General features: G+C 71.7%; 16 protein-coding genes. 5 read left to right on the forward strand and 11 right to left on the reverse strand.

Annotated elements, in window-relative coordinates:
• Window positions 1–43: 43 nt before the first annotated feature.
• The 5 genes from AC07FA_RS16845 to AC07FA_RS16865 form a co-directional block, all read right to left on the reverse strand.
• Window positions 44–1,309 (reverse strand): amidohydrolase, encoded by a 1,266-nt coding sequence (locus AC07FA_RS16845; RefSeq protein WP_479076234.1) that lies wholly within the window; start codon window positions 1,307–1,309, stop codon window positions 44–46.
• Complete coding sequence (locus tag AC07FA_RS16850; protein WP_479076236.1) at window positions 1,306–2,106, reverse strand: ATP-binding cassette domain-containing protein; 801 nt, start codon at window positions 2,104–2,106, stop codon at window positions 1,306–1,308. Before AC07FA_RS16850 ends, AC07FA_RS16845 begins: the two co-directional genes overlap by 4 nt.
• A 35-nt stretch (window positions 2,107–2,141) precedes the next feature.
• Window positions 2,142–4,046, reverse strand: coding sequence for a dipeptide/oligopeptide/nickel ABC transporter permease/ATP-binding protein (locus tag AC07FA_RS16855; RefSeq protein ID WP_479076237.1), 1,905 nt, complete (start codon window positions 4,044–4,046; stop codon window positions 2,142–2,144).
• Window positions 4,046–4,993 (reverse strand): ABC transporter permease, encoded by a 948-nt coding sequence (locus AC07FA_RS16860; RefSeq protein WP_479076239.1) that lies wholly within the window; start codon window positions 4,991–4,993, stop codon window positions 4,046–4,048. Before AC07FA_RS16860 ends, AC07FA_RS16855 begins: the two co-directional genes overlap by 1 nt.
• An 86-nt stretch (window positions 4,994–5,079) precedes the next feature.
• Window positions 5,080–6,648 carry an ABC transporter substrate-binding protein gene (locus tag AC07FA_RS16865; protein WP_479076240.1) on the reverse strand — a complete coding sequence of 523 codons (1,569 nt, stop codon included), beginning with the start codon at window positions 6,646–6,648 and terminating at the stop codon, window positions 5,080–5,082.
• A gap of 107 nt (window positions 6,649–6,755) precedes the next feature.
• Between AC07FA_RS16865 and AC07FA_RS16870 the strand changes: the two genes are divergently transcribed.
• Window positions 6,756–7,805 carry an AsnC family transcriptional regulator gene (locus AC07FA_RS16870; RefSeq protein ID WP_479076242.1) on the forward strand — a complete coding sequence of 350 codons (1,050 nt, stop codon included), beginning with the start codon at window positions 6,756–6,758 and terminating at the stop codon, window positions 7,803–7,805.
• 170 nt (window positions 7,806–7,975) lie between these two features.
• Window positions 7,976–9,421, forward strand: coding sequence for an amidase (locus AC07FA_RS16875; RefSeq protein ID WP_479076243.1), 1,446 nt, complete (start codon window positions 7,976–7,978; stop codon window positions 9,419–9,421).
• Here AC07FA_RS16875 and AC07FA_RS16880 read toward each other — a convergent pair.
• Window positions 9,391–10,530 carry a hypothetical protein gene (locus tag AC07FA_RS16880; protein WP_479076245.1) on the reverse strand — a complete coding sequence of 380 codons (1,140 nt, stop codon included), beginning with the start codon at window positions 10,528–10,530 and terminating at the stop codon, window positions 9,391–9,393. The two genes, AC07FA_RS16875 and AC07FA_RS16880, sit on opposite strands and share 31 nt — an antisense overlap.
• A gap of 218 nt (window positions 10,531–10,748) precedes the next feature.
• Entirely contained in the window at window positions 10,749–11,696 is a 948-nt protein-coding gene (locus AC07FA_RS16885) for a helix-turn-helix domain-containing protein (RefSeq protein WP_479076246.1), read from the reverse strand.
• Window positions 11,697–11,795: 99 nt separating this feature from the next.
• On the opposite strand from AC07FA_RS16885, the gene AC07FA_RS16890 reads away from it, so the two are divergent.
• Complete coding sequence (locus AC07FA_RS16890; protein ID WP_479076248.1) at window positions 11,796–12,827, forward strand: saccharopine dehydrogenase NADP-binding domain-containing protein; 1,032 nt, start codon at window positions 11,796–11,798, stop codon at window positions 12,825–12,827.
• A gap of 75 nt (window positions 12,828–12,902) precedes the next feature.
• On the opposite strand, the gene AC07FA_RS16895 is transcribed toward AC07FA_RS16890, so the two are convergent.
• Window positions 12,903–13,835 carry an NAD-dependent epimerase/dehydratase family protein gene (locus tag AC07FA_RS16895; RefSeq protein WP_479076249.1) on the reverse strand — a complete coding sequence of 311 codons (933 nt, stop codon included), beginning with the start codon at window positions 13,833–13,835 and terminating at the stop codon, window positions 12,903–12,905.
• Window positions 13,836–13,905: 70 nt separating this feature from the next.
• On the opposite strand from AC07FA_RS16895, the gene AC07FA_RS16900 reads away from it, so the two are divergent.
• The gene (locus AC07FA_RS16900; protein WP_479076250.1) at window positions 13,906–14,820 is read left to right on the forward strand and encodes a LysR family transcriptional regulator; all 915 of its coding nucleotides are present in this window, start codon (window positions 13,906–13,908) and stop codon (window positions 14,818–14,820) included.
• Between the two features lie 64 nt (window positions 14,821–14,884).
• Here the strand turns inward: AC07FA_RS16900 and AC07FA_RS16905 are convergent, their stop codons facing one another.
• From AC07FA_RS16905 to AC07FA_RS16915, 3 genes are all read right to left on the reverse strand, one after another.
• Window positions 14,885–15,586, reverse strand: a complete 702-nt coding sequence (locus AC07FA_RS16905) for a hypothetical protein (RefSeq protein ID WP_479076251.1) — start codon at window positions 15,584–15,586, stop codon at window positions 14,885–14,887.
• Between the two features lie 176 nt (window positions 15,587–15,762).
• Entirely contained in the window at window positions 15,763–16,431 is a 669-nt protein-coding gene (locus AC07FA_RS16910) for a response regulator (RefSeq protein WP_479076252.1), read from the reverse strand.
• Window positions 16,428–17,558: a sensor histidine kinase gene (locus tag AC07FA_RS16915; protein ID WP_479076253.1), complete on the reverse strand. Its 1,131-nt coding sequence runs from the start codon at window positions 17,556–17,558 to the stop codon at window positions 16,428–16,430. The genes AC07FA_RS16910 and AC07FA_RS16915 overlap by 4 nt, the downstream gene beginning before the upstream one ends.
• Before the next feature lie 209 nt (window positions 17,559–17,767).
• Between AC07FA_RS16915 and AC07FA_RS16920 the strand changes: the two genes are divergently transcribed.
• A complete protein-coding gene (locus AC07FA_RS16920; protein ID WP_479076254.1) occupies window positions 17,768–18,205 on the forward strand; it encodes a DUF6223 family protein in 438 nt (145 codons plus the stop codon).
• Window positions 18,206–18,373: the final 168 nt, after the last annotated feature.

An 18,373-nucleotide genomic window follows, 5' to 3' on the forward strand; every position in this document is an offset into this window, starting at 1 on the left:
GGAGGCTCGTCCCCGGACGGCAGCCCGGTGGTGACCGGCCGCCTCAAGGACGCCCCGCGGCGGGCGCCCGATGGTGTCGGCCGTCGAGACGGCTGAGCGCGGCGGCCACCATCGCCTGGACGCCTGGAGTGATCACGGCCGGGTCGGGGGCGAACAGGGGACTGTGATTGCCGGGTACGTTGGCGAACTTCTCCTCCAGGTCCGAGCCGGGCGCCGCGGCCCAGTCACCGTCCGGGGTAGCGGGTACGTGCCAGAAGTCGTACGGCACTCCGTGGGGCGCGAGCCGGGAGAAGTCCTCGCTGCCCATGACCGGCCCGAAGTCCAAGACGGTGCCGGCCCCGAACAGTTCGGTGTGCACGGCCGCCACCTCCCGGTCGAGGGCCGCGTCGTTGACGGTCACCGGGAACTCGCCGCTGACGGTGATCTCCGGCGGCTTCAGGCAGCCCGCCGCGGCGCACTCGCCCGTCACGATGCGCCGGATACCCGCAACCAACTGCCTCTGCACCCGGGGCGACTGGGAGCGCAGGGTGAGACCGAGGCGGGCCTCGGCGGGGATGATGTTGTTCTTGCTGCCCGCGTGGAACCGGCCGACCGTCAGTACCGCCGATTCCCTGGCCGCGATCTCCCGCGCGACGACGGTCTGGAGGCGGGCGATGACGTACGCGGCCGTCACGATCGGGTCGACGGTGGACTCCGGACGCGAACCGTGGCCGCCGGTGCCGTGGATGACGATGTCGACGTCCGCGGAGGCGGACATCGTCAGACCGGGCGTGTGCGCGTAGAGCCCCCTGGGACCGGGAGCCACGTGCTGTCCGAACACCACGTCGGGACGGGGGAAGCGTGTGTGCAGTCCGTCCGCCACCATCCCCAGCGCGCCTTCGCCGGTCTCCTCGCCGGGCTGCCCCACGATCACGAGCGTCCCCGACCAGGTGTCGCGCCCTTCGGCCAGCGTCTCGGCGGCGCCTGCGAGCCATGTGACGTGCAGGTCGTGTCCGCAGGCGTGCATGACCCCGTCGTGCTCGGAGGCGTACGCAAGGCCGGTCGCCTCCCGTACCGGCAGGGCGTCCATGTCGCCGCGCAGCATGACGGTGGGGCCTTCGCCGTTGCGCAGGACGGCGACGACTCCCGTCACGCCGACCGCTTCGGTGGTCTCGTACCCGGCGGCGCGCAGCCGTGCGGCGAGCTTCGCCGCCGTGCGGTGTTCGCGCATGGACAGCTCGGGGTGGCGGTGCAGGTCGCGGTAGAAGTCCTCCAGGCCGGCCGTCCTGAGATCGGCGGTGAGGTCGTGGGTGAGGCCTGCTGCGGTCATACGGCACTCTCCTGGTCGGCGGCAGCGACGGCGGCGGCAGGGCTCGGCACGCTCGCGAGCAGCCGGCGCGTGTACGGGTGGGTCGGGGCGCGGTAGACCTCCCGGCACGGCCCGTACTCGACGAGCTCGCCGTGCCGGAGCACGGCCACCTCGTCGCTGACGTGCCGTACGACGGCGAGGTCGTGCGAGATGAACACCATGGTGAGGTCGAGCGTCTGCCTCAGCTCTGCCAGCAGATTGAGGACGTCGGCCTGGACCGAGCAGTCGAGCGCGGAGGTGATCTCGTCCGCGATGACGACTTCCGGTTCCACGGCGAGGGCGCGGGCGACGGCGATGCGCTGGCGCTGCCCGCCCGAGAACTCGTGCGGGTAACGGTCGGCGGCCGAGGCGTCCAGAGCAACGGTCTCCAGCCAGCGTGTCACCGTGTCCGCGTGCTTCCTCGCGTCGGCGCGCACCGGGTCGACGGCCTCCGCGATCGCCTGGGCGACGGTCATCCGGGGGTTGAGGGAGGCGTAGGGGTCCTGCGAGACGAGCTGGACCCGGCGGCGTACGGCGGTCATCTCCCTGCCTCTCAGACCGGAGACGTCCCGGCCGTCGAGCGTGACCCGGCCCGACCGGGCCCGGTGGATGCCGACGATCGTCTTGGCGAGGGTGGACTTCCCCGACCCCGACTCACCGACCAGACCGAGTGTCTGTCCGCCGCGCACTCCCACCGACACTCCGTCGAGGACGGTCCTGGCGCGCGTGCCGTGTCCGAACACCACGGTCAGCTCCTCCACCGCGAGCTTGAAGGTCATCGGGGTTACACCTCCGGGGCTTCGGGGGGCGGCGGTCACGCGTCGCCCCGCACAGGGGTCGCGGCGAGGGTGCCGGCCGCGACGGCGTGGCAGGCCACGCCGTCGCGCAGCGAGGGGAGTTCGTCCGTGCACCGCTGATGGGCGAGGGGGCAGCGGGCGGCGAAGGCGCAGCCCGCCGGACGGTCGGCCGGGGCCGGCGGGCGTCCCGGAATGGTGGTGAGAGGCCCGGGACGGCCCGCCTCGTCCACATCGTCGATGTCGAGGCGAGGGGCTGCCGCGAGCAGGGCCGCGGTGTACGGGTGGCGCGCGCGGCCGCCACGCAGGTCGGCCGCCGTCAGCTCCTCCACCACCCGCCCGGCGTACATCACGACGATCCGGTGGCACAGGGTGCCCACGACACCGATGTCGTGGGAGATGAACAACATGCCGGTGCCGCGTCGGGCGTTGACCTCGCGCAGCAGGTCGAGGACTTCGGCCTGGACGGTCACATCGAGTGCCGTCGTCGGCTCGTCGGCCACGATCAGCTTCGGACCCGGCAGGACGGCCGATGCGATCATCGCGCGCTGCCGCATGCCGCCGGACAGCTCGTGCGGGTACTGCCGCACGACTGCCTCCGCGTCCCGGATACGTACCTTCTCCAGTGCCTCCACCGCCTTGGCGCGCGCCTGGGCCCTGCTCACTCCCTGGTGGGTGCGGAGCACCTCGGTGAGCTGGCCGCCCATGCGCAGGGCAGGGTTGAAGGACGCCGACGGGTCCTGGTAGACGATGCCGATCTCGGTGGCCAGGCGTCCGTCGTCGACACGCCGGGCGTCCAGGTCCAGGTCGTCCAGCGTGAGCCGGGCGGCGTACGAGGTGAGCCCGTCCGGCAGCAGCCGGGCCACGGTCATCGCGGTGAGCGACTTGCCGGAGCCGGACTCACCGACCAGGCCGACGATCTCGCCGGGCACGACGTGGAAGGAGATCCCGTCCACGAGCCGGGTGCCGTCGGGGAGTTCGACCGTCAGGCCGTCCACGGTGAGCAGGGCGTTCGCGGGTGCGAGCCCGGACGGCTCGGGGCGTTCGGTGCGCCGTGCGGTCTGCCTGGGCACCGGACCGCTACGAGGGTCGGCACCGGCCGCGAGGCCGTCGCCCACGAAGGAGGCGAGGATGCCGGTCGCGGTGATGGCGACGGCGGGGCCGATCGCCTCGGCGGGGTTGGTGTACAGCGCCTCCAGGCCGGTGCTCAGCAGCGCACCCCAGTCGTACTCCGGTGACTGCACTCCCAGCCCGAGGAAGGACAGCCCGGACAGGGCGGTCAGCACCTGGGCGAACGCCACGGAGAGCAGGACGAGCAGAGGACCGGAGATGTTCGGCAGCAGGTGCCGTGCGAGGACCCGGTGGGGCGGTACGCCCATCAGCCGGGCCATCGACACGAAGTCCCGCTGGGCGACCGAGGCGGCCATGTTGGCGGTGAGCCGTGCGAAGGCGGGGCAGCCGCCGAGGCCGATGGAGACGACGGCCGCCGTCGGGCCCGCGCCGAGCACGGCCGCGACGACCAGCGCCAGGATCAGCGCCGGGTAGGACACCATCACGTCGATCAGCCGAAGCCCGAATTCGCGCACGCGCGGCCCCGACACCCACACCACCGTCCCGAGGAGGATGCCCGAGACGCTCGCGATCGCGGTGGCGGCCAGAGTCATCAGCAGGGTGAGCCGGGTGGCGACGAGGGTACGGGCGAAGACGTCACGGCCGAGGGCGTCGGTCCCGAGCCAGTGCTCGGCGCTGACCCCCTGACGGGCCGCGCCGGAGAGCGCGGTCGCCGAGTCGTCCCAGAACAGAGGACCGATCACGCCCAGGAGGCCGATCAGGGCCAGGCCCGTCACCCCGGCCCACAGAGCCGGGTTCCGGTGGGGGAGCCGCAGGGAGCGTGCAGATGTGGGGCGCGGGGATGCCGTACGCATCAATGACCGCCCTTTCCGGCCAGAGTGCGCGGGTCGAGCAGACCGAGCACCACGTCGACCACGAGGTTGAGGAGAGCGGCGAGCAGCCCGAGGACGAGTACACAGCCCTGGATGACGGGGTAGTCACGGGCCAGGATCGCCTCCACGACCCGCTGGCCCATGCCCGGCCAGGCGAAGACCGACTCGACGATCACCGTGCCGCCGAGGAGCGAGGCGAGGATGAGCCCGCCCAGGGTCAGCGTCGCGGTGAGCAGGTTGGGCAGGGCGTGACGCGTGTACAGCGTGAGCGGCGGCAGCCGACGGCCGCGCGCCGTACGCATGTAGTCCTGCGCGAGTACGGAGGCCGCCTCCCGGCGCACGATGCGCGCCATCACGGAGCTGCCGGGCAGGGCGATCGCCGCCACGGGCAGGACCAGGGACATCAGCGTCTCGGCGCCCGCGGCCGGGAACACACCCAGAGTGATCGCGAAGACGAGCACCAGCAGGGTGGCGATGACGTACTCGGGGGTCGCGCCCACCAGCGAGGTGGTGAACGTGAACGCGCTGTCCGTACGGCGGCTTCCGCGCACGGCGATCAGCAGCCCCAGCGGTACGGCGACGAGCAGCACCACCAGCACGGCGAGGAGTGCGAGTTCGGCGGTGAACGGCAGCCGGGTGGCGATGATGTCGGCGACCGGTTCGCGCGTCTGGAACGACAGGCCGAGATCGCCGTGGAGGAGGCCGCCCGCATAGTCCACGAACCGTGTGAACAGGGGCTGATCAAGACCCAGTTGGACGCGCAGCCGCTCGATGTCCCCGGGTGAGGCGTCGGCTCCCGCGAGTACGCGGGCCGGGTCGCCGGGGATGAGCTGGACGATCAGGAAGGTGAGGACGACCAGGGTGGCGGCGACGGCGACGAGGCCGCCGAGCCGCCGCGAGAGGAAGACGCCCCAGGGCCCGGGGCTCATCCCCCGGCGGGGCGCGGGGCGGAGCGGGCCCGCGTCCTTCCGTGACTCGTGGGCCTCTCGGCCTGGAAGCTGTGCCGGCGCCGCCATCAGTCGGTGATCCGCAGGGTGGCCGGGTCGAAGGCGCCTGCCGGGACGGCGGCCGAGACGCCTTCGCGGAAGACGTAGTTGACGTTGACGGTGGCGAGCGGCACCACGTCGTTCGCCTTCAGCAGAGCGTCCTGTGCCTGCTGCCAGGCGGCGCACTTGGCGTTCTTGTCGACGGTGGCGGTCGCCGCACCGTATCCGGCGAGGAACGCCTTGTTGTCCACGGCGCCGAAGTTGCGGCCCGCGGCCGGTTCGTCGCCGATGAAGTAGACGCCGCCTCGCACGAGTTGACCGGAGATGAACGGGAAGACCGTGAGGTCCCAGTCACCCTGGTTGCCGGTGACCTGGGTGGCCCAGGTGCCGTTGTCGGCGTTGGTGAGGGTCACGTCGGCCCCGGCGGCGCGCAGTGCCTCCTGGACGTATGTGTTGCCCGCGCCCTGGCCTACCGCGTTGGAGCCGACCAGCTTGATCTTCACACCCTTGAGGCCCTTCTTCGCCGCGGCCGGGTCGGTCTTGGTGAGGAGCGAGGCGTCGATGGAGACACAGGGCGCCTTGGCGTCCACGTACGACGTCATGATCTGGCCCGCGCCACCGAAGACCTTGTTGAACGCCTCGGCGTCGAGCGCCTGTGCCACTGCCTTGCGGACCCCGGGGTCGGCACCCGGGTGGCCCTCGCGCTGGTTGAAGGCCACGAAGTTCCGGATGAGAGGAGCCGACGTGAGGGTGAAGCCGCCCTTGGTGAAACGGGCCGCGTCCGGGCCGGTGAACGCCCCGTAGTCGACGGCGCCCGTCTGGAGCTGATTGGCGAGCGTCGACTCGTTCTTCACGACCGACACCTTCAGCGCGCCCGGGGCCTTCCCGGCGGGCATCGCCGCGTACTGCGGCCAGGCGTCGAACCCCTCGCGCAGTCTCAGCTCGTACGCGGAGCCCCGCTCGGCCTCGACCATCTCGTACGCGCCGGTGCCCGCGCCCGCCACCGGTCCGGTTCCGAGCCTGTCCCCGGCCGCCGTCCCCGGCGAACAGACGATGCCGGTGGTGGTGTTCGCCAGGCCGGGAAGGAGCTCACCCCAGGGGACGGCCAGTTCGACGCCGACCGTACCGGCCTCGTCGTCGCTGGTGATCTTCGTCTTCGCCCCGGTGTTGCCCGGGCCGAAGGTCATCGCGGTGCCCGCCGAGTCCGTCTGGTAGCGCTGGAGGGAGGCGGCCACCTGCGACGCGGTGAGCGGTTTGCCGTCCGAGCAGGTCAGGCCCTTCTTCAGGGTGAAGGTGGCGCCGGTGGGGGACTCCTCCCACGACGCGGCGAGCCGGGGGACGATCGTGCCGCCGTCGTCCTGGCCGACCAGCGTCTCGTACATCAGGCGCCCCACGACGTAGTCGCTCGCGGCCTGCTGCTTGACCGGATCGAATGTCGTCACGTCCGACGTGAGGGCGAGCCTGAGGGTTCCCGCGCCCGGGGCGCCGTCCGCGCCTCCCCCCGGTCCGGAGGGGCTGGAGCCGGTGGTGCAGGCGGAGGTCAGGAGCGAGGCGGCGACGACCGCGATGGCGCCGCTGAGATACCGGGGACGGTGCATGGCGAAACTCCCGGAAGGATGGGGGCCGGTGTGAGATGGGCTACAGGATCAGCCCCCTTCCACCCGCGTCCGGGAATTGCAAGAATCCGCTCCTGGAGGTGGATCGAATGCAGGAATACGCAACGACCGCGACCATGGACGAACTCGACCTGGAGCTCGTCACCGCCCTCCAGGCGGCACCAAGGGCCCCGTGGGCGCAGCTCGCAGGCCCTCTCGGTGTGGACGCGGCGACACTCTCACGACGCTGGGCCAGGCTCCGGGACTCCGGAACTGCCTGGGTCACCTGCTACACCGGTGCCTCCCAAGTGGCGCACGGAGCTTTCGCGCTGGTCGAGGTCACCTGCCTGCCACAGGCACGGGCGGCCCTCGCCGACCGGTGCGCCCGGCATCCTCAGGCGCTCAGCGTGGAACTCGTGGCCGGGACCGCCGACCTGCTCCTCACCGTCGCCGCGTCCAGCCGGGACATGATGACCGAGTACGTCCTCGCCCTCGGCCGGCTGCCCGAGGTGACCGGCACCCGCACCCACCTCGTGCAGCACCTCCACCGGGAGGGCAGCCAGTGGCGGTTCGACTCGCTCTCACGCGACCAGCAGCGAGGCCTGCCCGACCACAGTCCCGGGCCAGGTCCCGACCCCGGCCCGATCACGCCGCAGGAGCGTCGGCTGATGCTCGCGCTCGCCCCGGACGGCCGCCGCTCCCTCGTCTCGCTCGCCGCCGAGCTCGGCCGCCCGGAGTCGACCGTGCGGCGGCTCCTCGCCGGCACGCTCGGCAGCGGCAAGGCGGTGCTGCGCTGCGAGGCGGCCCAGCCGTACACCGGATGGCACACCAGCTTCACCCTGTGGATGAGCGTCCCTCCCGTCGAACTCGGAAGAGTCGCACAGGAGTTGGCCGCCCTGCGCGACACCCGACTGTCGGCTTCCACGGCCACCGAGGCCAATCTGCTCGCCGTGGTGTGGGCCCACGGGACGAATGACATCGCCCGCTACGAAGCCCGCGTCGCCGCGGACTTCCCGGCCCTGCGCGTTCTCAACCGGGCGGTCACCCTGCGCTGGGTCAAACGCATGGGCCGCATCATCGGGCCCGACGGCAGCAGCCAGGGGTGTGTGCCGATGGACGTATGGGCGGACGTGCGGGCGCAGGACGTGCGCGCCGGATGAACGGGAGCTGCGTATTCACGCACCAGGTCGCTCCAACCGGCGGATTCATGCAATAGCGGGGGAGTGGGCGATCGGCCCCGGACCCTGACGGGGCACCACAGGCGGCGACGGACCGACCGCCGCACCCGCGTGGGGCACATGGCATCGGCCACCATCCGAAGGGACCTCCCATGACGTCGTACGACTCCGGCAACGACCTCGGCTATCTCAGTGCGGCCGAGGCGCGACGGCTCTTCGAGGCCCGCGAGCTGTCGCCGGTGGAGCTGATGCGCGCGGTCATCGACCGGACCGAGAAGGTCGAGCCGGTGATCAACGCGTTCACCGAACGGCTCTTCGACGAGGCGCTGCGAGGGGCCCGGCACGCCGAGGACCGCTTCCTGGGCAAGGGCGGACTGGCGCCGCGTCCGCTGGAGGGCATCCCGGTCGCGGCCAAGGAGAAGCACGCCATCGCCGGTCGCTCGCTCACCGAGGGGTCGCTGGTCAACGCCGGGAACATCGCGACGGAGAACGCCCCGGTGATCGACCGCATCCTGGACGCGGGCGGCATCATCCACGCCCGGACCGCGACGCCCGAGTTCTCCATCGCGACCTTCACGCACAGCCGGCTGTGGGGCGTGACCCGCAACCCGTGGAACCCCCGGTTCACCCCCGGCGGCTCATCCGGCGGAGCAGGGGCCTCGCTGGCCGCGGGCACCACTCTGCTCGCCTCGGCCTCCGACATCGGCGGCTCCACGCGCGTTCCGGCAGCCTTCACCGGCACCGTCGGCTTCAAGGCCCCCTACGGACGCGTGCCGGGGGTCGCGCCGCTGTCCGCCGACCACTACCGCGGAGACGGGCCGATGGCCCGGACCGTGGACGACTGCCTCGCCTTCGCGAACGTACTGTCGGGCCCGGACCCGCGCGACCACGTGTCGCTGCGCCCGAAGCTGGTCCTGCCGACCGCGTACGAGCCGGTCGCGGGGATGCGTATCGCCCTGTGTGTCCGCCTCGGCGCGTACGACGTCCACCCGGAGGTCGAGGCCAACACCCGGGCGCTCGCCCAGGCGCTGACGGACGCGGGCGCGGTGGTCGAGGAGATCGAACTCCCGTGGACCAAGGAGGATCTCCTCGCCTGCCTCGCGGCCCACTTCTCCACCATCTTCGGCGCCCTCGTCTCCGAGGTCGCGGCCGAACACCGCGAGCAGTTGTCGGCCTACGCGGCGGCCTTCGCCGACACCATGGCCGTGGCCCGTGAGCGCATCAGCTACCTGGAGGGACTGCGGGTGGAGACGCGACTGCAGCGGGAGCTGGCTGAGGCGATGGCCCCCTTCGACGCCTTGATCTGCCCCACCTCGGCCGTACCCGGCCTGCCCGCAGGGGACGACCTGCTGGGGCGGCTGGTGGTGAACGACGAGGACCACGGCGAACCGCTGTGGGCACCGATGACCATTCCCTTCAACATCAGCAACCGCTGCCCGGTCCTCAACGTGCCCAGCGGCCGGTCGAGTTGGGGTCTGCCGACGGGCATCCAGATCGTCGGCCACACCTACGACGACCCGACGGTCTTCCGTATCGGCAAGGCCTTGGAACAGCTCCGGCCGTGGGCCTACACCCCGGACCGCCGGCCGGCTCTGTGACAGGGCCGCGCTGCCTCCGGCCCAGGGCCGGAGGCAGAGGCCGTCGGCCCCCCGCCCCTCTCCCCGAGCCGGCGCAGGATCTCACCGGAGACCAGGTCCTGCTTGCCCTTGAAGGCATCCGCGACCACCGGATCGGTGGGGAAGACCATCTCGGCCGCGACGTTGTCCTGAACGATCCGGGCCAGATTGTCCAGGGCTACGAAGACCGGGTCCCGGGGGACTTCGACGGTCGGCAGGTCGATGAGGTGGGTGGCGACCTTCGCCGGATTCATGCACCGCTTGATGATGACCGAAGCCTGATTCAGCTCGGACGTCGTCCAGATCGACAGCACGACCGTGTACAGGTCCTGCCATGCCTCGTTTCCGATCCGGGCCCGCCACCGCCGCATCAGACCTTCGATACCGGAGATCTGCGCGTCGGCCGCGTAGGTCATGTTCGTACGGATACAGGGGTACGTCCTGCCAGAGAAATCCTGGAACGACGCCATGTCGAACCTTCCGTGCCCCACGCAGTCACTGATGAAGGTGAGCGCTTCGTCGAGAATCCTCCGGCAGGAGATCTCCAGCTCGTGCGGCAGATTCGCTTCACCCAGCCGTCCGCGGGCGGTCGTGAGCGTGACGGCGTACTCCTGGAGCGGGCCGGTCCAGCCGTCCGCCCGAGGCCCCTGGAACGCGACCATGTCCAGGTCGTGCGGGTCGATGCGGTCGGCGTTGGGGAGATGCGGGGCCTCGTCGCTCATATACGCGGCGATGACCGAGAAGATCCCCTGAGGCACATGACTGACCGACTTGGCCAGCTCGAACACCTCGGGCACAGGGTTGACGGATTCCTGGCGTCCGTCATGGACGAGCGTGAACCGGCCGCCCCTGGCGTCGTTCTGGACGACGACGACCGGACTCAGCCGGTCGATCAGTTCGGACTTGAGCGCCGCGTAGGCGCTGCGCATACCGGCGTTGGCGGCGCGGATCGCGTCCCGCGCCGCCACCTCGGTGTCCGGGGCGGCTGAAGCCGCGTGCGCGGTGGCAGCCGCGGCGGCCGGGGAGTTGCCCAGGAGCGTCGCGGCGCCGGCCGCGGAGACGCCGCCGAGCATTCCTCTGCGTGTGACCATTTCCTGTCCCCCTGGGTTCGCGTGCACCTGCGCGTTCCGTCCTGGCGCGGCTCCGCGCGCCATCTTCCAGGAACGAACGCCGCCCGCGTCGTCGCCACGCACGGCCGGAAGGAATGCGGTGGCCCATGGAGGCCTGACGCCGGCTGCGGGAGCGAGGCGTGATGTGCCCCCGCCGCCGACATCGCCTCCCTTGGTGTGACCGCGAAGGCCCGGGCCGGTCAGGCAGGGCGCGTGCTGCGAAACGAGCGCCGGTAACTGTCCGGCGGGACCCCGACGATCCGTTTGAACTGGCGCCTGAGGGTCGTGGCGGTGCCCATGCCCGTTGCCGTGGCCACCGCCTCCACGCTCTTGTCGGTGGCCTCCAGAAGTTCCTGGGCGCGGCGTACGCGCTGGATCAGAAGCCACTCGAGCGGCGTCTGCCCGATGACTGACCGGAACTGCCGTCCGAGATTGCGCGGACTCGTATTCGCCTTCCGTGCCATGTCGGTCACCGTCAGCGGCTGGTCCAGCCGCTGGTGCACCCAGGCGAGCAGGTGGGTGAGCGCGTGGTCGCCCGTGGCCTGTACCGGCGTGGCGACGAACTGGGCCTGGCCGCCCGGCCGATGGGGCGGCATGACCAGGCGACGGGCGACGGAGTTGGCGATGGCGGCGCCGTGGTCGAGGTGGACGAGGTGGAGACAGAGATCCACGGCGGCCGCCTTGCCCGCGGCCGTGAGCACGCTGCCGTTGTCCGTGTAGAGCACGTCCGGGTCGACGAGGGCGCGTGGATGGCGTGCGCTCAACTCGGCTGCGTGAGCCCAGTGGGTGGTGGCCCGCCGGCCGTCCAGCAGGCCCGCGGCGCCGAGCACGAACGCTCCGGTGCACAGGGAAGCCACCCGCGCCCCCGCCTCGTGGGCCGCACGCACGGCTTCGATCAGCTCCGCCGGCGGCGGATCGTCGACGTCGGCGCACGCGGGCACGATCACGATGTCCGCGCCGGCCGCGCGGTCGAGCCCGTGGTCGGGCTCGACCATGAACGGTCCGACCCGCACCGGGCCGGGCCCGCAGAGCAGCACGTCGTACCAGGCCTCGGTGGCTTCACGCGGGGGGTTGCCGAAGATCTCGTAGGCCACCGCCAGCTCGAAGTGCAGCAGGTGACCGGCGGTCAGCAGCGCGACAGTCGGCATGTCCGAAAGTGTACGCGTGCTGTCCTTTCGGACCATCACACCCCGGTCCCCCCTGAGTCGAGACTGAACCCACCAGGACAACGAGAACGGGGAACAGCAATGAGCACGACGGGCGCAGTGGTGGTCTACGGCGCGACAGGGCACACCGGTCGCTTCATCGTCGCCGAACTGCGGAGGCGTGGTCTCGCCACTGTCATCTCCGGCCGCGACGCGGCCCAGCTGGAGGCGCTGGCGGCCGAGTGGCCGGGTGTGGTGGTGCACCCGGCCACCGTGGACGACGCGAGCTCGCTGGACCGGGCCCTGGACGGCGCGGCGGCCGTCATCAACTGCGCCGGACCGTTCGCGGTGACGGGAGGGCCGGTCGTGGAGGCGGCGCTGCGCGCGGGTGTCCCGTACGTCGACGTCGCGGCAGAGATCGAGGCGAATGCCGCGATGTTCGCCGACTACGCGGAGGCGGCCCGCAAGGCGGACGTCCCCGTGGTGCCTGCGATGGCCTTCTACGGTGGACTGGGCGACCTGTTGGTGACAGCGGCCATGGGGGAGTGGACGGCGGCGGATGTGGCCCACGTCGCGTACGGGCTGACCAGCTGGCGTCCCACGGCGGGCACCCGGGAGGCCGGCCAGGTGTCCCACGAGCGCCGTGCGGGCCGTCGGGTGCGGTTCGTGGACGGCGCGCTCCAGTACCACGACGACAAGGTGTCGGAGCAGGACTGGCTCTTTCCGGAGCCGCTGGGCCGTCGCACGGTGATCTCGGAGTTCACGATGGCCGATGTCATCACGATTCCCAGTCACTTGGCCGTGCCCGAAGTCCGGACCCACATGGCCGTCGAGGCGGCGAGGGACCTGGCGGGGAAGGACACCCCGGCACCGCAGGCGGTCGACGCCCTGGGGCGCTCGGACCAGATGTTCGTCGTCGACGTCGTGGTCCGCGCGGGAGGCGTCGAACGACGCGCCACGGCCCACGGCCAGGACATCTACGCGATCACCGCTCCCCTGGCGGTGGAGGCCGTCCAGCGCATCCTGGCCGGCCACACGCGGACGACCGGGGTGGCGTCGGCCGGTGCGATGTTCGACGCGGCGGACTTCCTCCGCTCGCTGGCCCCGTACCTGTCGGTCGGGCTTCCGCACTGACCGGCCGACGGCGCACAGCCCACCTGCCCGCCGGGCCGCTTCACGGTGGACAGGGCGGGCAGATGGGCCCGCTCCTCAGGCGAGGGGGACGCCGATCACTTCGGCGACGGCGCCGGGGAGCCAGTCGCTGGTACGGGAGAGGGGAAACCCCAGCTCCTTCGCCCGGGCATTGCTCATGGCGTAGTGGCGGTCGAAGGAGAACGGCGACGCTGCCTCCCCGGGGCCGACGATGCGGTAGGCGGGCTCCCGGCCGGTTCGTCCGGCGATCACGGCACTCAGGTCCCGTACGTCGAGCAGGCCGTCGGAGCAGGCGTTCAGCGGGCCGGTGAAGCCGGTGCCCGTGGCCGCCCACAGCAGCAGGCCGGCCAGCTCCCCGTAGTGGATGAAGACCGTGGGCAGCGCCCGGGCGTGCACGCTGATCGGCGTGCCCCCGGCGATGTGTGCGACGTAGTGGGCCAGTCGGCCGGTGAACTCCTGTGTCCCGCCGCCGAGTACGTGGGCGCTGCGCACCGAGGCGAACTCGAATCGGCCGTCCCGGGTGAACACGGCCTCCGCCTGACGCTTCCCCTCGGCGTAGTGCGTCTCCCGGTACACCTCGTCCTGCCACGGCAGATCCAGCCGCACCGGCCACGAGGCGGGATCGACGGTCCCCTCCGGAACCGGGGTGCCGCGCGGAACGGCCGGCAGTGCGGCGGTCGCCGGGTCGTACACCTCGATCGTGGACGTCATGACGTACCGCCGGGTACGACCGTGGAAGGCGCGGGCCGCGATCGCGGCCTGCACCGGGGTGTAGCAGACCTGGTCGACCACCACATCGAAGGTGGCGGAGCCGAGCGCGGCAACGAGGGCGGCCTCGTCGTCGCGGTCGGCGACCAGGTGGCGGGCCCCGGCGGGTGGCATCGTGGAGCCGCGGTTGATCACCGTGACCTGGTGCCCGGCCGCGAGCAGGCGCTGGACCAGGAGTTTGCCGAAGTACCGGCTGCCACCGATGACACAGATCTTCTTCATGCGCCTATCCTGACCGTGTCCTGTCATCAGCAGAAGTGCTCACCTACTGGATACGCGTGAAGGAAAACTGTTGATCGACATACAGCGGCTGCGGGTCCTGAGGGCGGTCGCGGAGCGCGGCAGTTTCAACCAGGCGGCCGCGATCCTCCACCTCACCCCCTCGGCGGTCTCCCAGCACATCGCCGCACTGGAGCGCAGCCTCGGTACGCAGGTGGTCGCGCGCAGCACGCGCGGGGTCACCCTCACCCCGGCCGGCCGGATCATGGTCGGGGCCGCCGAGTCGGTCGCTGCCGAACTCTCGCACGCCAGGCAGCGGGTCGACCGGCTGAGCACGGGCCGCACCCAGCTCACCGTCGCCACGTTCACGAGCGGCGGCAGGGTCCTCCTCCCGGCCGCTCTGGCAGAACTGACGGCAGCCCACCCCGACACCGTCGTCCACGTCAGGGAGGGTGAGCCCGAAGACAGCCTCCCCCTGGTCCGGCAGGGCGCGGTGGACCTCGCGCTCGCCTATCACTTCGACGGCCCGCTGCCCGGCGGGCCGGGGTGGCAGTCCCCCGTGGAGTGGACCGCGCTCATGGAGGACCCGTTGCACGTGGTCCTGCCCGAGGGGCATCGACTGGCGGCCGGCAGACGTGTGCTCGACATCGCCGAGCTGGCGGCCGAGCCGTGGATTCTCGGCTGCCTCAGGACCGAGGAGTACCTTCGCCGTTACGCGGGGCGCGCGGGCTTCGAACCGGAGGTCCGCGGCACCACGACCGACTACTTCTTCGCTCGTTCGCTCGTCGCCGCGGGCATGGGAATCTCTCTGATCCCGTCCATCGCTCTGACACCGCGGATTCCGGGACTTCGCGCCGTCCCGGTCGAGCCACCGGCTCCGACCCGGCACATCGGCATCGCCGCGCTCGGCCACCGTCGCGACCTCCCCCAGGTCGCGACGCTGATCCAGGCCCTTCGACAGCAGGCGGCGGCACTGGGCGTCACCTGACAACGAGGCCGCCCCGGCGCACGGCCACCCCTCACGCCCACCGTGAGCGGGTGCCCGTCGGCCGTCAGGCCTCGGCGGATGCCTGCGCGTCCACCGCCTTCTCGGTCGCCTCGGATTCGCCGGCCGGCTTCGGCGCCGTGTACATGGCCGATCCCTTCTGCATCTCCTTGCCGATGACGCCCCTCTTGACCAGCGTCTCCAGGCTGTTGCGCACCACCTGCGCGGAGGTCTTGCGGCCGGGGTGCGCCTTCTCCAGATCCGCGTGGACCTCGCGCACCAGGCGCGGCTCACCGGCGGGCAGGAAGCCACGAAGGAGCTGGTGCAGCGGAGCATCGGCGGTCTTCGGACCGACGGCCTCCGTGGTCTTCTTCGCGGAGGCCTCCGCTCCGGAGGCATTCTTGACCGTCTTGCGGCGCGAGGTGCTCTTCGTCGCGGCGGCCGGCTTCGCAACGGCCTTGGGCCGCGCGGCCTTCGTGGCGGTGCCCTTCGCCGACCGGGGCTGCGGGACGGCCTTGGTGTCCTGTGCCGTGTCCGTCAGCGGGGCGGAGGCAGTGGGTTCGGCGGCAGCTCCGGTCGGCAGTGTGCCCTGCATGCCGGCCAGCCAGCCTTCGTCCTTCTTGAGCTGCTCCAACCGCGCCTCCAACTGTGCGATGTGCGCGGCGATCTCGCCCTGTTCCGAGCGATTGGCCGCGAGGTCGGTGGCGAAACGCTCCGCGTACATGCTCTGCACGCTCTTCAGGTCGGTGTCTTCCAGCCTGTTGGCCACGGTAGTTCACACTCCTCGTACATGGGGGATTGCTGCCGGATGCTACCCATGTCGGACGCCCCGTGGTTGCTGTCGCACATATCCAGCACTCGTACGGGCGCCATAGTGAACCGGCCCGGCCCTTAGACGCACCGCTGTGCGTGACCGTTTGCGAAGCCGTACGTGGTGGTCCACTGTCAGCGACTGGGTGGGGCCACCAGACCGGATTCGTAGGCCAGTACGACGAGTTGGGCGCGGTCGCGGGCATGGAGCTTGGTCATGGCCCTGTTGACGTGGGTCTTCGCGGTCAGGGGGCTGATCACCATGCGGCCGGCGATCTCGTCGTTGGACATTCCCCGCGCGACCAGGGCGACGGCCTCGCGCTCCCGGTTGGTCAGTTCTTCGAGCCCCGCGGCCGTCACGGAGCCGGTGGTGAGCGGCTGGCTGACGTACCGGTTGATCAGCTTGCGGGTGATGGACGGCGCGAGCAGGGCGTCGCCGCGCGCGGCGACACGTACGGCGTGCAGCAGATCCTCCGGCACGATGTCCTTGACCAGGAATCCGGCGGCCCCGGCCCGCAGCGCGTTGAAGACGTATTCGTCGAAGCCGTAGTTGGTGAGGATGACGACGTGTACCCGGGCCAGGTCCGGGTCCGCCGCGATGAGCCGGGTCGTCTCGATGCCGTCGAGGACGGGCATCTGGATGTCGACCAGCGCGACGTCGGGCAGGTGCTGCTTCGCGAGCGCCAGGCCCTCCTTGCCGTCGCCGGCCTCGGCCACCACGTCGATGTCGTCCTCGAGGTCGAGGAGGGCACGGAATCCGCTGCGCAACAGCGGCTGGTCGTCGACCAGCAGGACACGGATCACGGCGTCCGCTCCACCGGCAGTTCGGCGTGGACGGTGAAGCCGCCCTCACTCCGTGGCTCCGCGCGCAGACGACCGCCGAGTGCGGTGACGCGTTCGCGCATCCCGAGCAGCCCGACGCCCGAGGTCGCGACGGTGGCCGGCGACGTGGCCCTGCCGTCGTCATCGACGCGTACGGTGAGGGCGTCCGCGCCGTACTCGATCCGCACCGACGCCGTGGTCGCGGCTGCGGCGTGACGCGCGATGTTGGTGAGCGCTTCCTGAACGATCCGGAAGACGGTCCGCTCCACCGCGGCCGGCAGGTCGTGCCGTGCTCCCTCGATCGTCAGCGCGGCTCCGAGGCCCGTCATCCGGGCCCTTTCCACCAGCGCCGGGACGTCGTCGAGACCGTGCGGCGGGGTCTTGTCGTCGTCGCGCAGCGCTTCCAGGGTGGCGCGCAGTTCCCGGGTCGCCTCACGGGCGGCCTGCTGGATCGCCAGCAGGGGCTCGGGGACCTGTTCGCCCCGTCTGCGGGCCACGTGGACGGCGACCTCGGACTGCACCTTGATGATCGAGATCTGGTGGACGAGCGAGTCGTGCAGCTCCCGCGCGATGTGCAGCCGCTCCTCGTCGGCGCGGCGCCGGGCGGTCTCCTCGCGGGTGCGTTCCGCCTCGTCCGCCCGCCGTTCCGCCTGCCGCAGCGCTTCGCCCGCGGCGCCGGCCGCGACCAGCCAGGCCAGTTCGAGGGCGCCCCGGGCCTGCGCGAACGCCTCGCTCGTGTCGTGCAGGGAGGCCAGGGCCGCGAGAGGGAGCGCCGCCAGCAAGGCCACGCTCGCCGCCACCGTCATGATGCGGTGTCCCGCCCGCACGGCGGCGTAGACCGCGAACAGGAACGCGACGACCGGCACGTCGAAACCGGCCGCCTGGTAACCCACCGCGCACAGCCCGGTGACGGCCAGGACCGCCACCGGAGCCCGGCGACGCGCGACCAGCGCCAGGCCGCCGGCCGCCAGCAGCACGTACCCGACGAGGCCGAGGTCGGTGGGGGAGTGCCGCGCGGACACGCCGGTGACCAGCAGCGCCGCCGCCACACCGACGGCGATCGCCCAGTCGGTGACACCGGCCGGGATGCCGGTCTGTCGTGTGCTCATGCCGCGCACCCTAGCCCCGATGCCGCTGTGGGGGAGTCCCGCTCGGGGACGAGCGGTCGCCTACCACGCACGCAGTACTTTCGCGGCGCCTGCGTCATCGGCGGCACCCCGAAGTGCGTCTGCCCGCAGGATGACCGGCGCCGGGCCCGGCGACATGATCAGCCGACACCCACACCTCGGAAACGAGACCCAGGAAACAGGAGAGAGACATGAGCTCATCAGGAGCCCCGATATCCGCAGGACGCGTGCTCGCCGCGGCCGGAGCCGCCCCGCTCGGGGTCCTTGCCCTCGCCGGACCGGCGGCCGCGCACGTCTCCGCGGCCGCAGCCGGCGGCACGGACGGCGGCTCCGGCCGGCTCGGGGCCATCATCGCCGCGCTGGTGGCGCTGACCGCCATACTCGTCGGCGGGCTGGCCCTTGCCCGCTCCGCCGGCCGTATCCGCACCGGCTCGGCGCGGCTCGGGGCCTTCGCGGCGATGGCACTGGGGCTGACCGGCGTGATCCTCGCGGTTCTGCACCTGGCCACCTCCACCGGCGGTTTGGGCACCGGCAACGGACGAGCGGGAGCCATCGTGGCGATCGTGCTGGGCCTGATCGGCATGGCTCTCGGAGTGCGAGCCCTGTCCCGCGCCCGTCGCGGGGCCTGAAGCCACTGCCGGCGCGGTTGCTGTTCCCCGTCGTCGGCCGGGCGCCGCGACGTGCGCACTTCCGACGACATGGACTCACCGTGTCGGCCCGGCCGGCCGGCGGCCCGGCCGGGCCGTTCCGCGTGGGGGCCCCGGGCGGTGTCCCCCACGCGGACGCCGACGCCGGCA

This window comes from Streptomyces sp. NPDC045968 (assembly GCF_056430475.1).

Excerpts from the sequence above, each read along its gene's own strand:
- AC07FA_RS16845 (WP_479076234.1), bottom strand. The coding sequence starts at position 1,309 with ATGACCGCAGCAGGCCTCACCCACGACCTCACCGCCGATCTCAGGACG.
- AC07FA_RS16850 (WP_479076236.1), bottom strand. The coding sequence starts at position 2,106 with ATGACCTTCAAGCTCGCGGTGGAGGAGCTGACCGTGGTGTTCGGACAC.
- AC07FA_RS16855 (WP_479076237.1), bottom strand. The coding sequence starts at position 4,046 with ATGCGTACGGCATCCCCGCGCCCCACATCTGCACGCTCCCTGCGGCTC.
- AC07FA_RS16860 (WP_479076239.1), bottom strand. The coding sequence starts at position 4,993 with ATGAGCCCCGGGCCCTGGGGCGTCTTCCTCTCGCGGCGGCTCGGCGGC.
- AC07FA_RS16865 (WP_479076240.1), bottom strand. The coding sequence starts at position 6,648 with ATGCACCGTCCCCGGTATCTCAGCGGCGCCATCGCGGTCGTCGCCGCC.
- AC07FA_RS16870 (WP_479076242.1), top strand. The coding sequence starts at position 6,756 with ATGCAGGAATACGCAACGACCGCGACCATGGACGAACTCGACCTGGAG.
- AC07FA_RS16875 (WP_479076243.1), top strand. The coding sequence starts at position 7,976 with ATGACGTCGTACGACTCCGGCAACGACCTCGGCTATCTCAGTGCGGCC.
- AC07FA_RS16880 (WP_479076245.1), bottom strand. The coding sequence starts at position 10,530 with ATGGTCACACGCAGAGGAATGCTCGGCGGCGTCTCCGCGGCCGGCGCC.
- AC07FA_RS16885 (WP_479076246.1), bottom strand. The coding sequence starts at position 11,696 with ATGCCGACTGTCGCGCTGCTGACCGCCGGTCACCTGCTGCACTTCGAG.
- AC07FA_RS16890 (WP_479076248.1), top strand. The coding sequence starts at position 11,796 with ATGAGCACGACGGGCGCAGTGGTGGTCTACGGCGCGACAGGGCACACC.
- AC07FA_RS16895 (WP_479076249.1), bottom strand. The coding sequence starts at position 13,835 with ATGAAGAAGATCTGTGTCATCGGTGGCAGCCGGTACTTCGGCAAACTC.
- AC07FA_RS16915 (WP_479076253.1), bottom strand. The coding sequence starts at position 17,558 with ATGAGCACACGACAGACCGGCATCCCGGCCGGTGTCACCGACTGGGCG.
- AC07FA_RS16920 (WP_479076254.1), top strand. The coding sequence starts at position 17,768 with ATGAGCTCATCAGGAGCCCCGATATCCGCAGGACGCGTGCTCGCCGCG.